We start from the raw sequence: 16,618 nt of genomic DNA, 5'->3' as shown, positions 1-16,618 counted from the left end.
CAGTGAAAACTCAGTGGCAGATGTTTGACCAGGTTTCGAGAAGCAGGAAGTTCCTGCTGATGGTGAAATCCGATTAACCTCCCCTCAGGTTGCCGGCTTGAACCAGAGAAAGAAATGGTTTGGACAATGTAAAAAACACCCGTGAAAAAGAGGTGTGGCTTACTGGGCTTATAAACTGTTTCCGCAGTTAGGGTTGGCTGGCGTGGTTGGTTTTGGAGTATATGCTCCACCCTTGGAAGTTGTCTGTTTGATGTTAGGTTCCGGGTAACAGGTCTGTAGATCTGTCTGTATCCCGTGTCTGTAATTTACTTCTCTCTCTATAGCCTGTTCCGGCTCTCTTCTCTTGTGATTTTCACCAGCAGCTATGTTGATTTCGGATATGTATTCGGGATCTGGGCGCTTGCTTGCTCCGCCGTGATTTGTGAATGCCGCATAGCAATTGAAATTTAGTTGTACGAACAAATGCGAAACAGCCCGGTGTTAACTACTTTTTAGCGTGCGCCGGGGATAACAAGAACAAAGCACTGTCCAACGTTATGTCGTACGCCAGTGGGTCGCTGTACTCCCCATTAGAACAGTTGAGATAGAGCTCCTGTTAGAGGATGGATGTGGATGAGGCTGCAAGCGCGGAAGTTGCTCACGCTTATGGCCGGCCTGCTGGCATCTCCTGCCCTTTGGGCTGAGTGGGCTGTCAACATGCCGGAAGGGGTCACGGATCTCAGTCGCTCAATTTATGATCTGCACATGACCATATTCTGGATCTGTGTAGTCATCGGGATTGTGGTATTCGGGGTTATGTTCTGGTCGGTGATTTTTCACCGAAAGTCCCGGGGGGCGAAGGCATCGGAATTTCATGAAAGTACTCTGGTCGAGATTCTCTGGACCAGCATTCCTTTCGCGATTCTGGTGGTTATGGCTATTCCGGCGACCAAGACCCTGATTGAGGTTTACGATACCAAAGAAGCTGATATTGATATCAAGGTCACTGGTTATCAGTGGAAGTGGCAGTATGAATATCTGGGAGAAGACGTCAGCTTTTTCAGCAACCTCACGACACCCAGAGAAGAAATCAATAACCAGCGCCCTAAAAACAAAGACTACCTTCTTGAGGTTGATGAGCCGCTGGTTGTTCCTATTGGTAAAAAGATTCGATTTCTGGTCACTGGCGCGGATGTTATCCACTCATGGTGGGTACCGGAACTGGCCGTTAAGAAGGATGCGATTCCCGGCTTTATCAATGAATCCTGGGCCAAGATCAATGAGCCCGGCATTTACCGTGGCCAGTGTGCGGAACTGTGCGGCAAGGACCATGGCTTTATGCCGATTGTGGTTGATGCCCGCCCGATGGATGAATACCAGAAGTGGCTTGATGAGAAGCGCGCCGAAGCCGCCAAGGTTCGTGAGCTGACCCAGAAAGACTGGACCATGGATGAGCTGATGGAAAAGGGCGAACAGGTTTACACCAAACTCTGCGCCGCTTGTCACCAGCCAAATGGTATGGGTCTGCCACCTATGTTCCCTGCCCTGAAAGATGCCCCTATCGCTGTTGAACGTTCCCAGATCGGCAAGCATATCGATGTGCTGTTGTACGGTGTGAAAGGCACGGCCATGCAGGCATTCAAAGAACAGCTGAATGAAGTGGATATGGCTGCTGTTATCACCTACGAGCGGAATGCCTGGGGTAATAACACCGGTGAAGTGGTTACGCCGAAAGATATTCTGGAATACAAGAAGAATGGTGCTTACACCGGCAAATATGTGGAGGCCAAGTAATGACAGATCAAACAATTGGCCATGTTAACGATCATGATGACAGTCATGCCGACCATGGCCCACCGAAAGGGTTGATGCGCTGGGTTCTGACCACGAACCATAAAGATATCGGTTCCATGTATATGTGGTTCAGTTTCGCCATGTTCCTGCTTGGCGGTGCGATGGCGATGGTGATTCGGGCGGAACTATTCCAGCCCGGATTGCAGCTGGTACAGCCTGAGTTCTTTAACCAGATGACTACCATGCATGGTCTGATCATGGTATTCGGTGCAGTTATGCCGGCCTTTGTCGGCCTTGCCAACTGGATGATACCGATGATGATCGGTGCACCGGATATGGCTCTGCCCCGGATGAATAACTGGAGTTTCTGGATTCTGCCGTTTGCCTTTGCGCTGCTGGTCAGCACGCTGTTTATGGAAGGTGGCGGTCCAAACTTTGGCTGGACCTTCTACGCGCCGTTGTCTACAGACTACGCGCCACCTTCAACGACCTTCTTTATCTTTGCTGTGCATATGATGGGTGTGTCGTCGATTATGGGGGCCATCAACGTTATCGCGACCATATTGAACCTTCGGGCTCCGGGCATGACGTTGATGAAAATGCCGCTGTTTGTCTGGACCTGGCTGATTACCGCCTACCTGCTGATTGCTGTTATGCCGGTACTTGCAGGTGTGGTCACCATGATGCTGATGGATATTCACTTTGGTACCGCATTCTTTAATGCCGGTGGTGGCGGTGATCCTGTGTTGTTCCAGCATGTGTTCTGGTTCTTCGGGCATCCGGAAGTTTACATCATGATCCTGCCGGCCTTCGGAGTGGTCTCCCAGATTATTCCTGCCTTCTCCCGCAAGCCGCTGTTTGGCTATACCTCTATGGTTTATGCGGTGGCTAGTATCGCGTTCTTGTCGTTTATTGTTTGGGCACACCACATGTTCACAGTGGGGATTCCGCTGGTGGGCGAAGTGTTCTTTATGTATGCGACCATGTTGATTGCAGTGCCAACCGGAGTGAAGGTATTTAACTGGGTAGCGACCATGTTCAGAGGTGCGTTGACCTTTGAAACGCCGATGCTGTTTGCCGTGGCCTTTGTGGTGCTGTTTACCATTGGTGGATTCTCCGGGTTGATGCTCTCTATTGCTCCGGCGGATTTCCAGTATCACGACACCTATTTTGTTGTTGCCCACTTCCACTATGTGCTGGTGCCAGGTGCGATCTTCGCCATTTTTGCAGGTGTCTATTACTGGCTGCCCAAGTGGACTGGTCACATGTATGACGCTGGCCTTTCCAAGGTGCATTTCTGGATGTCATTTATTGGCATGAACCTGACCTTCTTCCCCATGCACTTTGTAGGACTGGCAGGTATGCCACGCCGGATTCCGGATTACGCGCTGCAGTTTGCCGATTTCAATATGATCGCCAGTATCGGCGGCTTTATGTTCGGTGTAACCCAGCTGCTGTTCCTGTTTATTGTGATCAAGTGTGTGAAGGGTGGCCCGAAGGCAGAAGCCAAGCCTTGGGAAGGTGCTCATGGTCTGGAGTGGATGGTGCCTTCACCTGCACCGTATCACACCTTCACTACGCCACCGGATGTGAAGTAATCAGAGGGTGATGGAAGTATGCAGCTGAATCCTGCACATAAGACGATCATCAAGGCGACCGCGACTGCGGTTGCCATGTTTGCCTTCGTTTTCTGGGTGATGGTGCCGCTGTACAACGTGCTGTGTCAGGTGACGGGGCTAAACGGAAAAACCGATCCGAATCCCTATAAAACCGTACCGGCAGCCGTTGATACTTCGCGAACCATTACTGTGCAGTTTCTGGCCACTAATAACAAAGGCATGAACTGGGATTTCAAGCCAAGTGTTCATCAGGTCAAGGTTCATCCGGGTGAGGTTGGCTCTTTAAACTTTTATGTACGCAACCCATCCGGAAAGAACATGGTCGGTCAGGCTATTCCCAGCGTGACGCCCTTCGAAGCAACGGATTATCTCCATAAAACAGAGTGTTTCTGTTTTACCTCTCAGCCTCTGGAAGGCCATGAGGAAAAGGATATGCCGTTGAAAATTATTGTGGATCAGGATCTGCCCAAACATATCAACAAGCTGACCCTGTCCTACACCCTGTTTGATATTACAGAGATGAATAATAAGAGGACTGCTGCGCGGTAAGTCCCCCAAATCTCCAAATGCCTGTGATGGCTCTGGAGAACAATGGAGAGAGCTTTATGGCTACAGAACATCAAGCTGGTGGCGATGGCACCTACTACGTACCGGCTCAGAGTAAATGGCCGATTGTGGCCAGCATCGGTCTGTTTCTGACGATGGTTGGAGCAGGCCTGATGATGAACAACATGTCGGCTGGTGGGCAAAGTGCCACCGGGCACTATGTGTTCTTCGCCGGCGCTTTGGTTATGGCCTATATGTTGTTTGGCTGGTTCGGTGACGTTGTGCGTGAGTCCCGTGCCGGACTCTACAGCCCACAGATGGATCGAAGCTTTCGCTGGGGTATGGGCTGGTTTATTTTTTCGGAGGTGATGTTCTTTGCCGCCTTCTTCGGCGCGCTGTTCTTCGTCCGTTATTATGCCGTGCCCTGGTTGGGTGGTGAGGGCGAGAAAGGTTCATCCAATATGCTCTGGCCGGGCTTTGAAGCCGCCTGGCCGCTGATGACGAATCCGGATTCTGAAACCTTCCCTGGACCAGAAAAACTGGTTGACCCGTGGACTCTGCCCCTGATCAATACCATCCTGCTGGTAACTTCCAGTTTCACCTGCACCAAGGCACACCATGCTCTTGTTGCGGACAACCGGAAATCAACTCAGACCTGGCTGGCCATTACTCTGGTTCTTGGTGCTGTGTTCCTGGTTGTTCAGGGCTATGAATACTACCACGCCTATAATGATCTCGGGTTGACGCTGAACTCCGGCATCTATGGTTCCACCTTCTTTATGCTCACCGGCTTCCACGGTGCTCACGTAACGCTGGGTGCCATCATGCTGCTGGTGATGTTTATCCGTATCAATAAAGGACACTTTACCAGCAAGAACCACTTCGGCTTTGAAGCGGCTGCATGGTATTGGCACTTTGTTGATGTGGTATGGATTGGCCTGTTCCTGTTTGTTTACGTGCTCTAAGGGTCTTGTTAAAGACTCTAAAGCCACGGCAACCAGGGCGCAGAGAGATCGAGCTGGCCTGACAACTTGCCATAAAGAACCAGAGCGAGAATCAGGCCAGCCATCAGAACACGGGAGGTAAGAGACCAGACCAGACGAGGAGAGCCGCTTTTGTCCCTCATCAGTGCAACAAAGGCATTGATCAGGCTGGCAAGCATCGCAATCAGCAGGATGACTATAGCGACTTTAATCCACATGGAACGGCTCCTCTTAATTATGAAAACATCTGCGGTGCCTTCATGACTGAAGGTGGATGTTTTCCGCTCAAGGCTGTTTTAGAACCAGCATAACCTGTCAGGAAAAGTTTTTCTGCGGGGAGAGAAAAGAATAATAAACCTAATCGGATGAAGTTGATGTATCGGATCCGCATAGTCATTTTTGTTACCGTGCTGTTGCCCATTCTGGTAGGACTGGGTATATGGCAGTACAGCCGTTATCAGGACAAGCTGGCTATTGAGGACGAGTATCAGGCTCGCCGTACCGGAAGCTTTACCGTGCAGGATCTCCAAACTCTGGACGATCCCCGTTTTTATCCCCTCAGCCTTTCCGGACAATTTAATAACAACCAGTATTTTCTTTTGGATAATAAAACCTACCAGGGACGTGTCGGTTTTCATGTGCTGATGCCGTTTACGACCCGTTCCGGTGAAACCATTTTGGTAGATCGTGGCTGGATTGCCGGTCTACCTGACCGTAGTCGTTTGCCGGAGGTGTCTAGTGTTGAAGGTTTTGTGTCTATTTCCGGGCAGAGCTGGCAGCCTGCAGGAGAAGCATTTCTCCTTGAAGAGGACAAATGGCAAAACGAGTGGCCCAAGGTTATTCAGGCCTTGGATGCTGAGCGCATGCAGGTTGCGTTAAACACAAAAATTCAGCCCTGGTTTCTGGTACTCGATAGTGATCAGCCAAGCAGCCTGCAAAAAAATTATTCCATCATCAATATGCCGCCATCGAAGCATCTGGGGTATTCCATCCAGTGGTTCGCTATGGCTTTTGCCCTGTTGCTTCTGGGTGTCTGGGCTTATCGAAAAGAGCCTCACACGAACAACAACGGCGCTAACAATACCAGCCATAACAACAATAACAATGAACACAGCCAGCAGGAGAAACGGTTATGACGCAATCGGAACAAAGCCGTGCCAGTAGTACCAGCAGTAAGCTGGAGTTTTGGATGATTATCCTGATTCCCTTTGCCAGCCTCGTACTGGCGGCATGGATGTATTTTGGTGGCAGCTTTTTACCGGAAGGGAGAACGCACAAAGGCGTGCTGCTGGATCCCCCTTTAAAGCTGGAGGCTTTTGACAGCCCTCTTCTGGTGGATACCGAGCTGGAAGGACAGTGGGGCATTCTGGTAGTAACCGATTACGCCTGCGAACAGGAATGCCGTGAGCGGCTCCATCTGACCCGGCAGAGTTATAAGGCTTTGGATCGTGATACCAGCCGGGTGAAACGTTATCTGGTTTCTGCTATTCCCGGCGATCTGATGACCGATGAATTGGGTTCTTATATCAAGAAGGAACATCCCGATTTAACGGTTATTCCTGGCTCACTTCCTGACCATGAGAACAATAAAGACGAGCGCGTCCGTGTATATCTGACAGACCCACTGGGAAATGTCATGCTCTGGTACGGAAAAGAGCACGACGGTGCTCAGATGCTCAAGGATTTGGAGCGGCTGCTCAAAGCCAGTCGGATTGGTTAAGGCAGAGAGTTAAGGAGAACTTATGAGTTACGTTTCTACATCTCTGCGCAAGCCCGGATTTTGGCTGGCGGCTTTCTCAACCGTTTTGGCTCTAGTGGTGGTTGGGCTTGGAGCCTGGACTCGTCTTGTACATGCGGGTCTTGGCTGTCCGGACTGGCCCGGCTGCTATGGCTTTCTGACTGTACCCGATACTGCAGCCGAGATTCTTATTGCCGAACAGCGTTTCCCCGATGCTCCGGTAGAAGTTGAGAAGGGCTGGCCGGAAATGATTCATCGGTATGTCGCCGGTTCCCTGCTTCTGTTTGTGGGGGCTTTAGCTGTGAGTGCATTCCGTAACCGCAAACAGGTTGGCCAACCATTCAAGCTGCCTCTGTTTATTTTGGGGCTGATCATTGTGCAGGCTGCATTTGGTATGTGGACTGTGACCCTGAAACTCTGGCCTCAGGTTGTAACGGCTCACCTGTTGGGTGGCTTTGCGACGTTAACCTTGCTGGCGTTGTTAACGCTCAGACTTTCAGGACATTGGCAGCCGATACGAGAGTTGTTCAGTCATCAGTTTGAGCCCAGAAAGCTGGCAGTTATTGCCACGTTAGTAGTGATTGCCCAGATAACTCTAGGGGGCTGGACCAGTTCTAACTATGCCGCTTTGGCCTGTCCCGATCTGCCAACCTGTCAGGGACAGATGTTGCCTGAGATGGACTTCTCTGAAGGTTTTGATGTTACGCAATCCATCGGGCCGAATTATCTGGGAGGCAAACTGGATAACGACGCTCGTGTGGCGATTCATATGGCTCACCGCATCGGCGCGATTATTACCGCCCTGCTGGTTGGGGTTCTGGCGATAAGAGGATTGCTCCGGGGGGCAGGAAGCCTGAAACCTGTCTATGGTTTTGTTCTCTTTGCATTAGGTCTTCAGCTGACGCTGGGGCTAAGCAATATTATTTTTTATCTGCCGCTCTCGGTGGCTGTTGCCCACAATCTGGGTGGTGCGTTATTGCTGATTTCGCTGGTGGTTTTGAATTACCGGCTTCGCTATGAGCGGGAAGGCCTTCGCTGAAGGCTGTTTCCAGAAAATATCCAAGGACATAAGAATAATAAAACGGATAAAAGGTGCATGTGATGGAGACAACACGAGCAAATACCAAAGACATGAACTCCGGTAGCGTTCGCTGGCAGGACTATCTGGAACTGTGCAAGCCGCGCGTGGTTGCGCTGATGATTCTTACTGTGGTGATCGGCATGTTCCTGGCGACACCCGGAATGGTGCCTCTGGATGTGCTGGTGCTGGGTAATCTTGGTATCGCCCTTTGTGCGGCTTCTGCGGCCGTCATCAATCATGTGGTCGATCGTAAGATCGATACCATCATGGCCAGAACCCGTAAGCGCCCGGTGGCTACAGGCAAGGTGGAACCATTAAATGCCTTGCTCTTCGCATTGGCGATTGGGGTGTTAGGTATGGGTATTCTGCTGGCTTTTGTGAATCCACTGACCGCCTGGCTGACACTGGCTTCTCTGCTGGGTTATGCCGTGGTTTATACCCTGTTTCTGAAACGTGCTACGCCACAGAATATTGTTATTGGGGGAATTGCCGGTGCCGCACCTCCCCTGCTCGGCTGGACGGCTGTCACCGGAGAGTTTCACGGCAATGCCCTGCTACTGGTTTTGATTATCTTTGCCTGGACACCCCCTCACTTCTGGGCATTGGCTATTCACCGGAAAGAAGAATACGCCCAGGCGGATATTCCCATGCTGCCGGTTACCCATGGCGAGCAATACACCAAGCTGCACATCTTGCTCTACACCCTGGTTCTGTTGCTGGTCAGCCTGATGCCATGGATGACGGGCATGAGTGGAATGATTTATCTGGTTGGGGCTTCTCTGCTCGGCCTGCGTTTTCTGTACTGGGCTGTCGCTTTGCTGCGTGACTCAAGACCACATGCGGCTATCAAGACATTCCACTACTCCATTACCTATTTGATGTTGTTGTTTGTTGTGTTGTTGGTGGATCACTATCTCTACCTTGGCTGAGCAGGGATGCCGGCATCGGGTTAGAGAGAGCTGTATCGAAGTAATAAAAACCGGGGGAGGGAAGAATGAAACAAGGTGTACGTAATACGGTTATTGTTCTGGTACTGGTGGTGCTTGGGGTAATTGGTTTAACCGTCAATAAATATACCAGTACCAAGGCCGGTATTGATAAGGAAGCACTGCGGGAGTTGGGGGTGGTCTGGTACGAAACTCCTCGAACCTTCGCCTTCAATCCTCTGTCCATGGCTGAAGGGAAAACCTTTACCCATGAACACCTGAAGGATCGTTGGACCCTGATGTATTTTGGCTTCACCTTCTGCCCGGATATCTGTCCTGCGGCGCTTGCTCATATGGCGCAGCTCAAGAAGGAACTGAAGGTGTTGAACCCCCAGGTGGCTGATCGTGTGGATGTCGTATTGGTGAGTGTGGATCCTAATCGGGATAACCCGGAAAAACTGACGGGCTATGTCAATTTCTTTGATCCGGAGTTCAAGGGCGCAACCAGTGACCCGGCCAACCTCAAGGCTCTCACTCAGCAGCTGAATGTGGCTTTTGAGATCGTGGGTGATACTTCTTCAGCCGACTATCTGGTGGAACATAGTGCACAGGTTGTGCTGATTAATCCGATGGGCGATTACCAGGGCTTCCTGAAACCACCGTTCAAAGCTGCTGATCTGGCTAAGGCCATGATTCAGGTCGATCAGAACTTCTAAATCTCCTTCTGATATTCGCTGACGGGTTGCCGATAACCTCTCAAATGCATGTTATCGGTACCCTGGATGGATGTTCTCTCGCCGGAAACGGTGTTCGCAAAGCTGCAGGAAAAAAATCAGGATTCAGGTATTTCTGTTGGGGAATTGTTGCTGGTACCCATGGGGACGCTGATTCATAACCTGACAGTCAAGATTGATCAGGCTTTCCAGAACGGTATTGATGAGAATTGGCTGGCCTGCTGGTTTGATGAAGGGAAAAGTCTGCTGGAAGGTATGCCGGCGATAGCCTTTTTAGGGCCGGAACATTCAGCTGGCCATAATGCTTACGCCATAATAATGGCAGCCATGATGAAAGCGGCGCTCAAGGCTGATGATGTCACCATGGCAGAAGCCTGCTGTACTCTGGATCTTATGCACACTGTCAGCCTGCCCCTCTTTAACCTGGCTCACCCGAAGAAGCAGGTGCAGCCCGTTGATAAAGCTCTTTATTCAGAGCTGGAGCGTATCACTCTGAAGCAGATGCAACAGCTGCTGGATAGAAACGAGCCTGAGGCAAAAGAGTTATTGGGAGAGCTGGGCTGGAAGCCATTGATGCGTAGTGGCGATGAAGGCTGGAAGATCATGCATGCCCGGGAGTTTCTGGGATTGTTCTTCTCCGGGCAGCTTGATATTCCGTTATAGAAGAATTAATTCTCTGCAACTGGTTGCTCTGTGGTCAGCGTGGTGGATTCCAGGCTTGGCACTGTCACGGTAATAATCCCGACCGACTCCGGAGCTTCCACTTCCTCTATCACGATAGTTTCACTCGGAGTTGTACGTCTTCCGGTCGGCTTTCTGGCTTCGGTAACGGCATCCAGAATAAACCCGGCTTCCGGGGTTTCCGGACTGATCTTTAGGGCTCGCAGAGCCAACAGTCTTGCCCGCTCATACTTCTTATCCAGAAATGCCTGCTGACCAAGCTTAACCAGCTGTACTGCAACCTCGTCCTTGTATTGCTCGATGCGTGCATCTCCCGGAGCAATCAGAGAAAGGCGGTGAATCTTCTCCAAAGCATTGTTGCCAGTCGGGCGTGTCAGCCGGTTGGCGGCGATATCCGCTTCAATGGCAGCAACAACCGGACCAGCCGGGCTGTAGATTTCCAGACTGGCATCCTTGCGAGGCTGGCTCTGGCAGCCTGCCAGGGCTGCTACAAGAAAAGCGGCAGTGATAATGTATTTAAGTGTTTTCATGCGTCTGCGGTTTACGGCCTTGTACCCGGATTGCGCCATGAGAAAAGAACCATGGCGACAAGAAACAGCGTTACGCTACACACTACCACGGATGGCCCGGTCGGCGTATCCCAGATCATCGAAGCCCAAAGCCCGCCACAGACGGACAACATACCCGCAACGCTGGCACCAATGGCCATTTGTTCAGGAGAGCGGGCAAGACGTTGGGCTGTGGCTGCTGGAATAATCAGCAGAGAGGTGATCAGCAGTACACCGACGATCTTCATCGCAACGGCAATCACCACAGCAATCATAAGCATCAGCATCAGACGAATGCGTTTAACATTGATGCCCTCCACCTCAGCCAGTTCCTGATGAACAGTGATAGAAAGCAGCTGGCTCCAGAAGGTGTAAAGCAGAGCAATGATTACCAGCCCGCCACCGTAGATCCAGAACAGGTCTTCCGGTCCGACAGCCAGCAGGTCACCGAACAGGTAAGCCATCATATCAATGCGAATATTGCCCAGCAGACTGACAACGACGAGGCCAAGACTTAAGGCACTGTGCGCCAGAATGCCGAGCAGAGTATCGGTCGCCAGAACCTGTCGATGCTGTAGCCAGACTAAAAGCAGTGCGATAACAACACAACCGATGGCAACGCTGAGGTTCAGGTTGATGTTCAGCAGGAAGCCCAGAGCCACGCCCAGCAGAGCCGAGTGAGAGAGAGTCTCCCCGAAATAAGCCATGCGGCGCCAGACAACAAATGTGCCCAGTGGCCCCGCTATTGCTGCCACACCAAGTCCGGCCAGCAGCGGATAAATAAGAAAAGAATCAATCATGAATGTGGTGAGCCGGAGTCTTTGGAATCATTGTCATGGTGATGATGGTTACAACCAACAACGTGGCCATCGGGAGTGTGGCTGTGATCATGGTGATGGCTGTATATGGCCAGCTCGTCGGATTCTCCACCAAACAGACGAAGATAGGCCGGGTGCTGGGTAACCTGGCTGGGATGGCCATGGCAGCAGATATGGCTGTTGAGGCAGATAACGTTATCGGTGGCAGCCATAACCAGATGAAGATCATGGGAAACCATCAACACTCCGCAACCCAGTTCGTTCCGTAGCTCGGCAATCAGGCGATACAGCTCACGCTGCCCGGTGACATCAACACCCTGTACAGGCTCGTCCAGAACCAATAGCTCAGGTTTGCGCAGCAAAGCCCGGGATAACAGCACCCGCTGCATCTCGCCGCCAGACAGCTTTTGGATGGGGCTGTTAAGAGTGTGCTCAACCTTGGTCCGCTGCAGGGATTCAATAATCTCTTTGCCGTTGGCGCCGGCCAGAGCCAGAAAGCGCTTAACCGTCAGAGGCATGGTCTGGTCGATTTGCAGCTTTTGGGGCATATAGCCAATACGCAGCCCAGGGCTGATAAAACGCTTCCCTATACCGGGCTTTAACAGGCCAAGCACAACCCGCACCAGCGTGGTTTTGCCAGCACCATTGGGGCCGATCAGGGTAACAATCTCTCCGGCTTTCAGCTCGAAGGAAACATTATCGAGAACGGTTCGCCCCTGGAAAGACACACTGATCTGTTCCAGTGAGAGCAGGGTTTTGTCTGAGATGTGTTGGCTCATCAGACTACGCACCTTCATGACAGGCAGGCTGACAGGCAGGGCACAAACCTGAAATCTCTACGAGGGAATGCGTTGCCTGAAAGCCGGTGTTAGCGGCCTGCTGCTTCAGCAGGGAAATCTCTTCGGAGCCTGTGAGTTCACGGGTTGTTCTGCATTTCTCGCAGATCAGGAAAATACCCTCATGGGTACTGTCCGGACAGTGGCAGCCAATATAGGCATTAAGAGAGGCAATCCTGTGAATCAGGCTCTGTTCGAGCAGGAAGTCCAGTGCTCGATAGACGGTCGGTGGAGCAGCCGGTCGATCCTGATCTTTCGACATCATCGCCAGAATATCATAGGCACCAATAGGTTTATGGCTGTCCCACACCAGTTCCAGAACCTGCTTACGAAGCGCGGTAAGGCGCTGGCCCCTCTGCTGGCATAGCTCTGTGGCCTGCTCAAGCGCTTTGCTGACGCAGCTGCTGTGATCGTGAGAGGTATAGGCCTGATTGGCGAGATCGCTACTGGCCTGAGAGCCCGAACTGTCTTCGTGGTCGCGGGCTTTGAGGCTGCTGGCTTTGGTGCTGAGTGTCACGCCAAATGTCCCTGAACAAAAACGATATAATATAACACTTCAGGGGTGGAAGGCAGGACAGAATCGAATCTGCCCTGTTACTTTTTCTTATAGGACTGTGCCCGTTCTTGAAGGCGAGGCGGAAGGGTAATGGGCTTGCTGCGCTTTTTCCCTTTGAAACCGAGGGGGCTGATATGCTCGGTTTCCTTTACAGTGGCATGCTGTGGGCGGCCTCTGGTTTCTTCAGCATACTGGTCAAAAGCCTGCTGGTGCAGCTTTTTGCAATAAGCTTGGTAGTTATCAATATCCTTATGGGAAAGCGCAGAATCCGGCTGAACCGCATCCCGGCGAAGAATGTCGTAGAGCGACCCTTTACCTGTAGTGCTGGGGGCTGCGTGATGGATATTCGGATACTTGGGCTTATAGGGAGTGATGCTGGCAAGATCATCCCTGTCTTCCGTCATCCATTCAGGTTGGCGGCTCAGCGTTTTGTTCAGCCAGTCTATGGCTGCAAGATCATCCTTATGCTTTTGGGCCTTGTAACGGTCATAGTCCGCTTCGGACATGTCGCGGGTCTTTTGGGGAGCGTTGGTACCGAAGATGAGGTTTTCAAAGTAGGCGGAATCTTGCTCTATCGGAGAGTCTGGCGCGCTCTGTGACCAGAACTCCATATCTTCAGGTGTAATATCATGGCGCTGACAATAAACCTTAATCTTTGAAGCTTCCTGCATCACCCGCTGGGCTTCTTCCTGTAGGTAATTCGCGGTTGGCTCGTTCACGCTTTTTCTATGTTGCTTGAGCGTGTTTGTCGCTCGATTAAAGAGGCTGCCTGTCGCACGTTCAATTTGTTTCTGGGTTACCTTCTCATCACCGCCGGAAGCAAAAAGCTTTTTAGCAGCTTCAGGGTTGATAAGGATTGTAGAAAAATCGAGTTCTTCATAACGGTTACGAGGCCAGCAGAAAGCGTCGGAGCTGGCAACGAGAGCTCCATACAGAAGTGTTCTCTGAGCTTGCTCTTCTTCTCTGGTTCTACAGGCGCGCTCATCAAGATACTGATCACACAACTGCATCAGTTTATTTCTGAAGATGGACTGTTGTTGTGCGTCTTCATCAGAAAGTGCTGTAACCGTCGGTTGAAGTTTGAGAGAAGTTGTGGTGACTTCATCTCGATATTGTCTGCGTTCTTCAGTTGTTTCTTCTGGTAGAGATGCTGTGCTGGTAGACGACAGACTGCGCGTGGGTGGTTCTTCTTTGCGATTTGGCTGTTTAACTCTTTTCTTCAGAACTTTGCGCTTTGGAGGCATTGGTGGTGCATCCATAACAGTAAACTCATGTTCGCTATCGGAATCGACAGGTAATGACGCAGAGTTTCTGCTAGTTAGTGGCTTGTTGTGTGTGGAAGGTAGTCGTGTTTCTTCATCATCAGATTCATCACTGCCTTCTGTTGTGGAGATCTGTGATTGATAGTCTGATGGCGGTGGCGTGGATAAAGGCTTGGGTGTCTCAGTTTTCATCCTGAACACTTTGCGCTTCATCTTTTCCTGAGGCCGGGGAAGTACCTCTTCGTCTTCAGACGTTGTGGGCTGTGCCAGTTCATCGAGTTTGTTTGAGAAGACTTTTGATTGAGCAAGAGAGCGATCTATTTTGTGTAACGCTTCCCTTCTTTTCGGTGGAACGGCTTCATAATTCGAGCTATCTGTTACAAGAGGAGTCGGCGATTCTGGTAGCTCTTCTTCTGGTGGAGCCTCCCCAGACGTTTGTGTGGAGTAGCCGGATGACTGTGGACCCACTACAGAATCGGTAAATGATGTCTGGCTGCTGATTGAGCGTGATTGAATCTTGGTATCTTTTGGAGGGGGAGCATTAAGAAGATCCAGCAACTCTCTGGATTTTACTAACAGCTCCGCTTCTTTGTTGCGAAATTCACCTCGGGAAATGGCCCGAACAGTTCTGAGGGTTTTACCGTCTTTGTTTGGTTGGGATGTGTGGAGGTAAAGAACATAGCCATCCTTGGTTTCCAGAACATCATGGCTGGTTTTGTTGCTTCCTTTCCCGGAAAGATAGGTTTTGGTAGAAAACCTGCTCTCGTCCTTAGCGTAGAGTTCTTTAAAGTTATCAAGGCTCCGGTTCTGGAAAAGAGCTGCCGAATTTAAACGCATCATAGGGCCGGTCCATAGCGGGAATACTGTTCTTTCCAGAATAGACAGGCTTGTCAGTCAAATGGCTGATGTGGCGGGAATGTGACGCTCTCAGATTCAAAGGTTTCAGAACCGGAGAGCGTGACAGGATTAAGGCTTGAATCCGAGCCTTAAGGCAAAACCAGGCTCGAAGAGTTGGCGGTACGCAGCCTCAGCATATCCCTGAATTTGGCCGGATCCTTGAAATGACGAAGGACGCTGTCGTCATGAGGGTCACTGCTATCCAGCACATGATCTGGATAGGTGTAGGTAATGGCACGGGATATCCAGAAGCGCAGACAGGCCAACCGGTGTATCAAAGGCCAGAGGCGGTGCTCTTCATCTGTAAACGGGCGAACAGCCGCATAAGCCTGCAGGAGGGCTTCAGTGCGCTGTGGGGCCAGCTCCAGCGATCCAGACTTTAGACACCAGTCGTTTACAGTCACGGCCACATCATAAAGCAACCAGTCTTCACAGGATTGGAAGAAGTCGATAATCCCGCTCACCTTACCTTTATGGAACAGCACGTTATCCACAAACAGGTCGGCGTGAATTAAACCTCTGGGAAGATCAGTTTCATCATTGAATTCAGCGGTAATGGCTTGCCACTGCTCGGCCTGCAGTTTTCTTTCGTCCTCTGGCAATAAGGTGGAGAGACGGGAAACCTGCATCCCAATCCAGTCCATACCCCGGAAGTTATCTTGAGTGAAGGATGCCTTCTGTCCGGCAACATGAACACGGGCAAGGCTGTCGCCAATCAGGCGACATTGCTCAACTGTCAGGTCGTCAGCTTCAATATGGTTGCCATCCAGACGAGGCTGCAACATGCAGGGCTTGCCTTTCAGTTCTTTGAGAGACAAATCATCACGGCCATGAACAGGTGCAGGAACAGGCAGACCGGACTTTGCCAGCAGCTCCATAAAGCGGATAAAGAAAGGCAGCTTCTCTTTTGGCAGGTATTCAAAAATCGTCAGAACGAATTGCTGGTCACCTTTAGCCGGATGTCGTGTATTGACGAAGTAGTTGGTGTTTTCAATCCCGGCTTCTATGCCCTGCCAATTAACCAGTTCACCCTCATCATAAAGAGAGAGAAAGTCCCTGAACTCCTGTTCAGTAAGCTGTGTATAGACAGACATGGTGTTGTTATTCCTGCGTCCTTTTTCTCACGACTGTGTGGCTTTGCTCAGAAAGAGCTTACCACTCCAGTACCTTCCAACTGGGAATCAGCATCTGTGGGCGATCTGACCGCATAAAGTTTCCGGCCGTATCGACAGCAACCAGGTAGTAGGGAGGTCCAACCTTGGGAACAACCTTGATAGAGTAGAGCTGACCGTTGACCCGATATTCGTGGATTGTGCGGTCTTCACCGGGGCGGATGATAATATCGGTGCCGGCCGGCAGGCTCTGCAGAGTCTCAGGGGAAACCTCTGGGGCATTGGTTGTTTCTGTTGCTGCTGAGTTTTTCTGGGTAATAACGGTTATGCCCGGTAACTCTGGAATGGCAGCCGCATCTTCGGGAACAGTCGTCGGTGTGGAAGTTTGTGTAGCGCAGCCTGTAACAGTCATTACAACAAAAGATGCTGTAAGCAGGTTCTTTCGGATATTCATGAATGCTCCAATGAGTAAATCACAACCACTGTACAGGTGCCTGAAAGCTAGCGT

18 protein-coding genes are annotated in these 16,618 nt (G+C 51.0%); 10 read left to right on the top strand and 8 right to left on the bottom strand.

Annotated elements, in window-relative coordinates; all coding sequences use genetic code 11:
* Positions 1 to 612: 612 nt before the first annotated feature.
* The 4 genes from coxB to EHSB41UT_RS10755 are packed head-to-tail and all read left to right on the top strand — an operon-like array spanning position 613 to position 4,903.
* Complete coding sequence (gene coxB, locus EHSB41UT_RS10770) at positions 613 to 1,773, top strand: cytochrome c oxidase subunit II (protein ID WP_087109608.1); 1,161 nt, start codon at positions 613 to 615, stop codon at positions 1,771 to 1,773.
* Positions 1,773 to 3,371 (top strand): cytochrome c oxidase subunit I, encoded by a 1,599-nt coding sequence (gene ctaD / locus EHSB41UT_RS10765; protein ID WP_087109606.1) that lies wholly within the window; start codon positions 1,773 to 1,775, stop codon positions 3,369 to 3,371. Before coxB ends, ctaD begins: the two co-directional genes overlap by 1 nt.
* A gap of 18 nt (positions 3,372 to 3,389) precedes the next feature.
* Positions 3,390 to 3,941 (top strand): cytochrome c oxidase assembly protein, encoded by a 552-nt coding sequence (locus EHSB41UT_RS10760; RefSeq protein WP_087109604.1) that lies wholly within the window; start codon positions 3,390 to 3,392, stop codon positions 3,939 to 3,941.
* 56 nt (positions 3,942 to 3,997) lie between these two features.
* On the top strand, positions 3,998 to 4,903 hold the full coding sequence (locus EHSB41UT_RS10755; RefSeq protein ID WP_087109876.1) for a cytochrome c oxidase subunit 3: 906 nt from the start codon (positions 3,998 to 4,000) through the stop codon (positions 4,901 to 4,903).
* Between the two features lie 17 nt (positions 4,904 to 4,920).
* Here the strand turns inward: EHSB41UT_RS10755 and EHSB41UT_RS10750 are convergent, their stop codons facing one another.
* Positions 4,921 to 5,139, bottom strand: a complete 219-nt coding sequence (locus EHSB41UT_RS10750) for a DUF2909 domain-containing protein (RefSeq protein WP_087109602.1) — start codon at positions 5,137 to 5,139, stop codon at positions 4,921 to 4,923.
* A gap of 156 nt (positions 5,140 to 5,295) precedes the next feature.
* Between EHSB41UT_RS10750 and EHSB41UT_RS10745 the strand changes: the two genes are divergently transcribed.
* The 6 genes from EHSB41UT_RS10745 (at position 5,296) to EHSB41UT_RS10720 (ending at position 10,063) form a co-directional block, all read left to right on the top strand.
* The gene (locus EHSB41UT_RS10745; protein WP_165767221.1) at positions 5,296 to 6,057 is read left to right on the top strand and encodes an SURF1 family protein; all 762 of its coding nucleotides are present in this window, start codon (positions 5,296 to 5,298) and stop codon (positions 6,055 to 6,057) included.
* Positions 6,054 to 6,641 (top strand): hypothetical protein, encoded by a 588-nt coding sequence (locus EHSB41UT_RS10740; protein ID WP_087109598.1) that lies wholly within the window; start codon positions 6,054 to 6,056, stop codon positions 6,639 to 6,641. Before EHSB41UT_RS10745 ends, EHSB41UT_RS10740 begins: the two co-directional genes overlap by 4 nt.
* A 22-nt stretch (positions 6,642 to 6,663) precedes the next feature.
* On the top strand, positions 6,664 to 7,698 hold the full coding sequence (locus tag EHSB41UT_RS10735; protein WP_087109596.1) for a COX15/CtaA family protein: 1,035 nt from the start codon (positions 6,664 to 6,666) through the stop codon (positions 7,696 to 7,698).
* Positions 7,699 to 7,760: 62 nt separating this feature from the next.
* Positions 7,761 to 8,669, top strand: a complete 909-nt coding sequence (gene cyoE / locus EHSB41UT_RS10730) for a heme o synthase (protein ID WP_087109594.1) — start codon at positions 7,761 to 7,763, stop codon at positions 8,667 to 8,669.
* Between the two features lie 65 nt (positions 8,670 to 8,734).
* The gene (locus EHSB41UT_RS10725) at positions 8,735 to 9,382 is read left to right on the top strand and encodes an SCO family protein (protein ID WP_087109592.1); all 648 of its coding nucleotides are present in this window, start codon (positions 8,735 to 8,737) and stop codon (positions 9,380 to 9,382) included.
* Between the two features lie 66 nt (positions 9,383 to 9,448).
* A complete protein-coding gene (locus EHSB41UT_RS10720; protein ID WP_087109590.1) occupies positions 9,449 to 10,063 on the top strand; it encodes a hypothetical protein in 615 nt (204 codons plus the stop codon).
* A gap of 5 nt (positions 10,064 to 10,068) precedes the next feature.
* Here the strand turns inward: EHSB41UT_RS10720 and EHSB41UT_RS10715 are convergent, their stop codons facing one another.
* From EHSB41UT_RS10715 to EHSB41UT_RS10685, 7 genes are all read right to left on the bottom strand, one after another.
* Positions 10,069 to 10,611, bottom strand: coding sequence for a hypothetical protein (locus tag EHSB41UT_RS10715; protein ID WP_087109588.1), 543 nt, complete (start codon positions 10,609 to 10,611; stop codon positions 10,069 to 10,071).
* 11 nt (positions 10,612 to 10,622) lie between these two features.
* Positions 10,623 to 11,429, bottom strand: a complete 807-nt coding sequence (znuB, locus tag EHSB41UT_RS10710) for a zinc ABC transporter permease subunit ZnuB (protein ID WP_087109586.1) — start codon at positions 11,427 to 11,429, stop codon at positions 10,623 to 10,625.
* Positions 11,426 to 12,226 (bottom strand): zinc ABC transporter ATP-binding protein ZnuC, encoded by an 801-nt coding sequence (gene znuC / locus EHSB41UT_RS10705; RefSeq protein WP_087109874.1) that lies wholly within the window; start codon positions 12,224 to 12,226, stop codon positions 11,426 to 11,428. Before znuC ends, znuB begins: the two co-directional genes overlap by 4 nt.
* A 4-nt stretch (positions 12,227 to 12,230) precedes the next feature.
* A complete protein-coding gene (locus tag EHSB41UT_RS24940; RefSeq protein WP_087109584.1) occupies positions 12,231 to 12,800 on the bottom strand; it encodes a Fur family transcriptional regulator in 570 nt (189 codons plus the stop codon).
* Positions 12,801 to 12,877: 77 nt separating this feature from the next.
* Entirely contained in the window at positions 12,878 to 14,941 is a 2,064-nt protein-coding gene (locus tag EHSB41UT_RS10695) for a hypothetical protein (RefSeq protein WP_087109582.1), read from the bottom strand.
* A 146-nt stretch (positions 14,942 to 15,087) separates the two neighbouring features.
* Positions 15,088 to 16,092, bottom strand: a complete 1,005-nt coding sequence (locus EHSB41UT_RS10690) for a homoserine kinase (protein WP_087109580.1) — start codon at positions 16,090 to 16,092, stop codon at positions 15,088 to 15,090.
* Positions 16,093 to 16,150: 58 nt separating this feature from the next.
* Complete coding sequence (locus EHSB41UT_RS10685) at positions 16,151 to 16,564, bottom strand: DUF2782 domain-containing protein (protein WP_242667279.1); 414 nt, start codon at positions 16,562 to 16,564, stop codon at positions 16,151 to 16,153.
* Between the last annotated feature and the right edge of the window lie 54 nt (positions 16,565 to 16,618).

Source organism: Parendozoicomonas haliclonae (genome assembly GCF_900174585.1).
Lineage (GTDB): Bacteria > Pseudomonadota > Gammaproteobacteria > Pseudomonadales > Endozoicomonadaceae > Sansalvadorimonas > Sansalvadorimonas haliclonae.
Note: the sequence above shows the minus strand (reverse complement) of the source record. Positions and strands in the feature narration are given on the sequence as shown.

What these genes read in the sequence shown, in the direction of transcription:
- coxB (WP_087109608.1), top strand. Translation starts at nt 613, where the DNA reads ATGAGGCTGCAAGCGCGGAAGTTGCTCACGCTTATGGCCGGCCTGCTG.
- ctaD (WP_087109606.1), top strand. Translation starts at nt 1,773, where the DNA reads ATGACAGATCAAACAATTGGCCATGTTAACGATCATGATGACAGTCAT.
- EHSB41UT_RS10760 (WP_087109604.1), top strand. Translation starts at nt 3,390, where the DNA reads ATGCAGCTGAATCCTGCACATAAGACGATCATCAAGGCGACCGCGACT.
- EHSB41UT_RS10755 (WP_087109876.1), top strand. Translation starts at nt 3,998, where the DNA reads ATGGCTACAGAACATCAAGCTGGTGGCGATGGCACCTACTACGTACCG.
- EHSB41UT_RS10750 (WP_087109602.1), bottom strand. Translation starts at nt 5,139, where the DNA reads ATGTGGATTAAAGTCGCTATAGTCATCCTGCTGATTGCGATGCTTGCC.
- EHSB41UT_RS10745 (WP_165767221.1), top strand. Translation starts at nt 5,296, where the DNA reads ATGTATCGGATCCGCATAGTCATTTTTGTTACCGTGCTGTTGCCCATT.
- EHSB41UT_RS10740 (WP_087109598.1), top strand. Translation starts at nt 6,054, where the DNA reads ATGACGCAATCGGAACAAAGCCGTGCCAGTAGTACCAGCAGTAAGCTG.
- EHSB41UT_RS10735 (WP_087109596.1), top strand. Translation starts at nt 6,664, where the DNA reads ATGAGTTACGTTTCTACATCTCTGCGCAAGCCCGGATTTTGGCTGGCG.
- cyoE (WP_087109594.1), top strand. Translation starts at nt 7,761, where the DNA reads ATGGAGACAACACGAGCAAATACCAAAGACATGAACTCCGGTAGCGTT.
- EHSB41UT_RS10725 (WP_087109592.1), top strand. Translation starts at nt 8,735, where the DNA reads ATGAAACAAGGTGTACGTAATACGGTTATTGTTCTGGTACTGGTGGTG.
- EHSB41UT_RS10720 (WP_087109590.1), top strand. Translation starts at nt 9,449, where the DNA reads ATGGATGTTCTCTCGCCGGAAACGGTGTTCGCAAAGCTGCAGGAAAAA.
- EHSB41UT_RS10715 (WP_087109588.1), bottom strand. Translation starts at nt 10,611, where the DNA reads ATGAAAACACTTAAATACATTATCACTGCCGCTTTTCTTGTAGCAGCC.
- znuB (WP_087109586.1), bottom strand. Translation starts at nt 11,429, where the DNA reads ATGATTGATTCTTTTCTTATTTATCCGCTGCTGGCCGGACTTGGTGTG.
- znuC (WP_087109874.1), bottom strand. Translation starts at nt 12,226, where the DNA reads ATGAGCCAACACATCTCAGACAAAACCCTGCTCTCACTGGAACAGATC.
- EHSB41UT_RS10695 (WP_087109582.1), bottom strand. Translation starts at nt 14,941, where the DNA reads ATGATGCGTTTAAATTCGGCAGCTCTTTTCCAGAACCGGAGCCTTGAT.
- EHSB41UT_RS10690 (WP_087109580.1), bottom strand. Translation starts at nt 16,092, where the DNA reads ATGTCTGTCTATACACAGCTTACTGAACAGGAGTTCAGGGACTTTCTC.
- EHSB41UT_RS10685 (WP_242667279.1), bottom strand. Translation starts at nt 16,564, where the DNA reads ATGAATATCCGAAAGAACCTGCTTACAGCATCTTTTGTTGTAATGACT.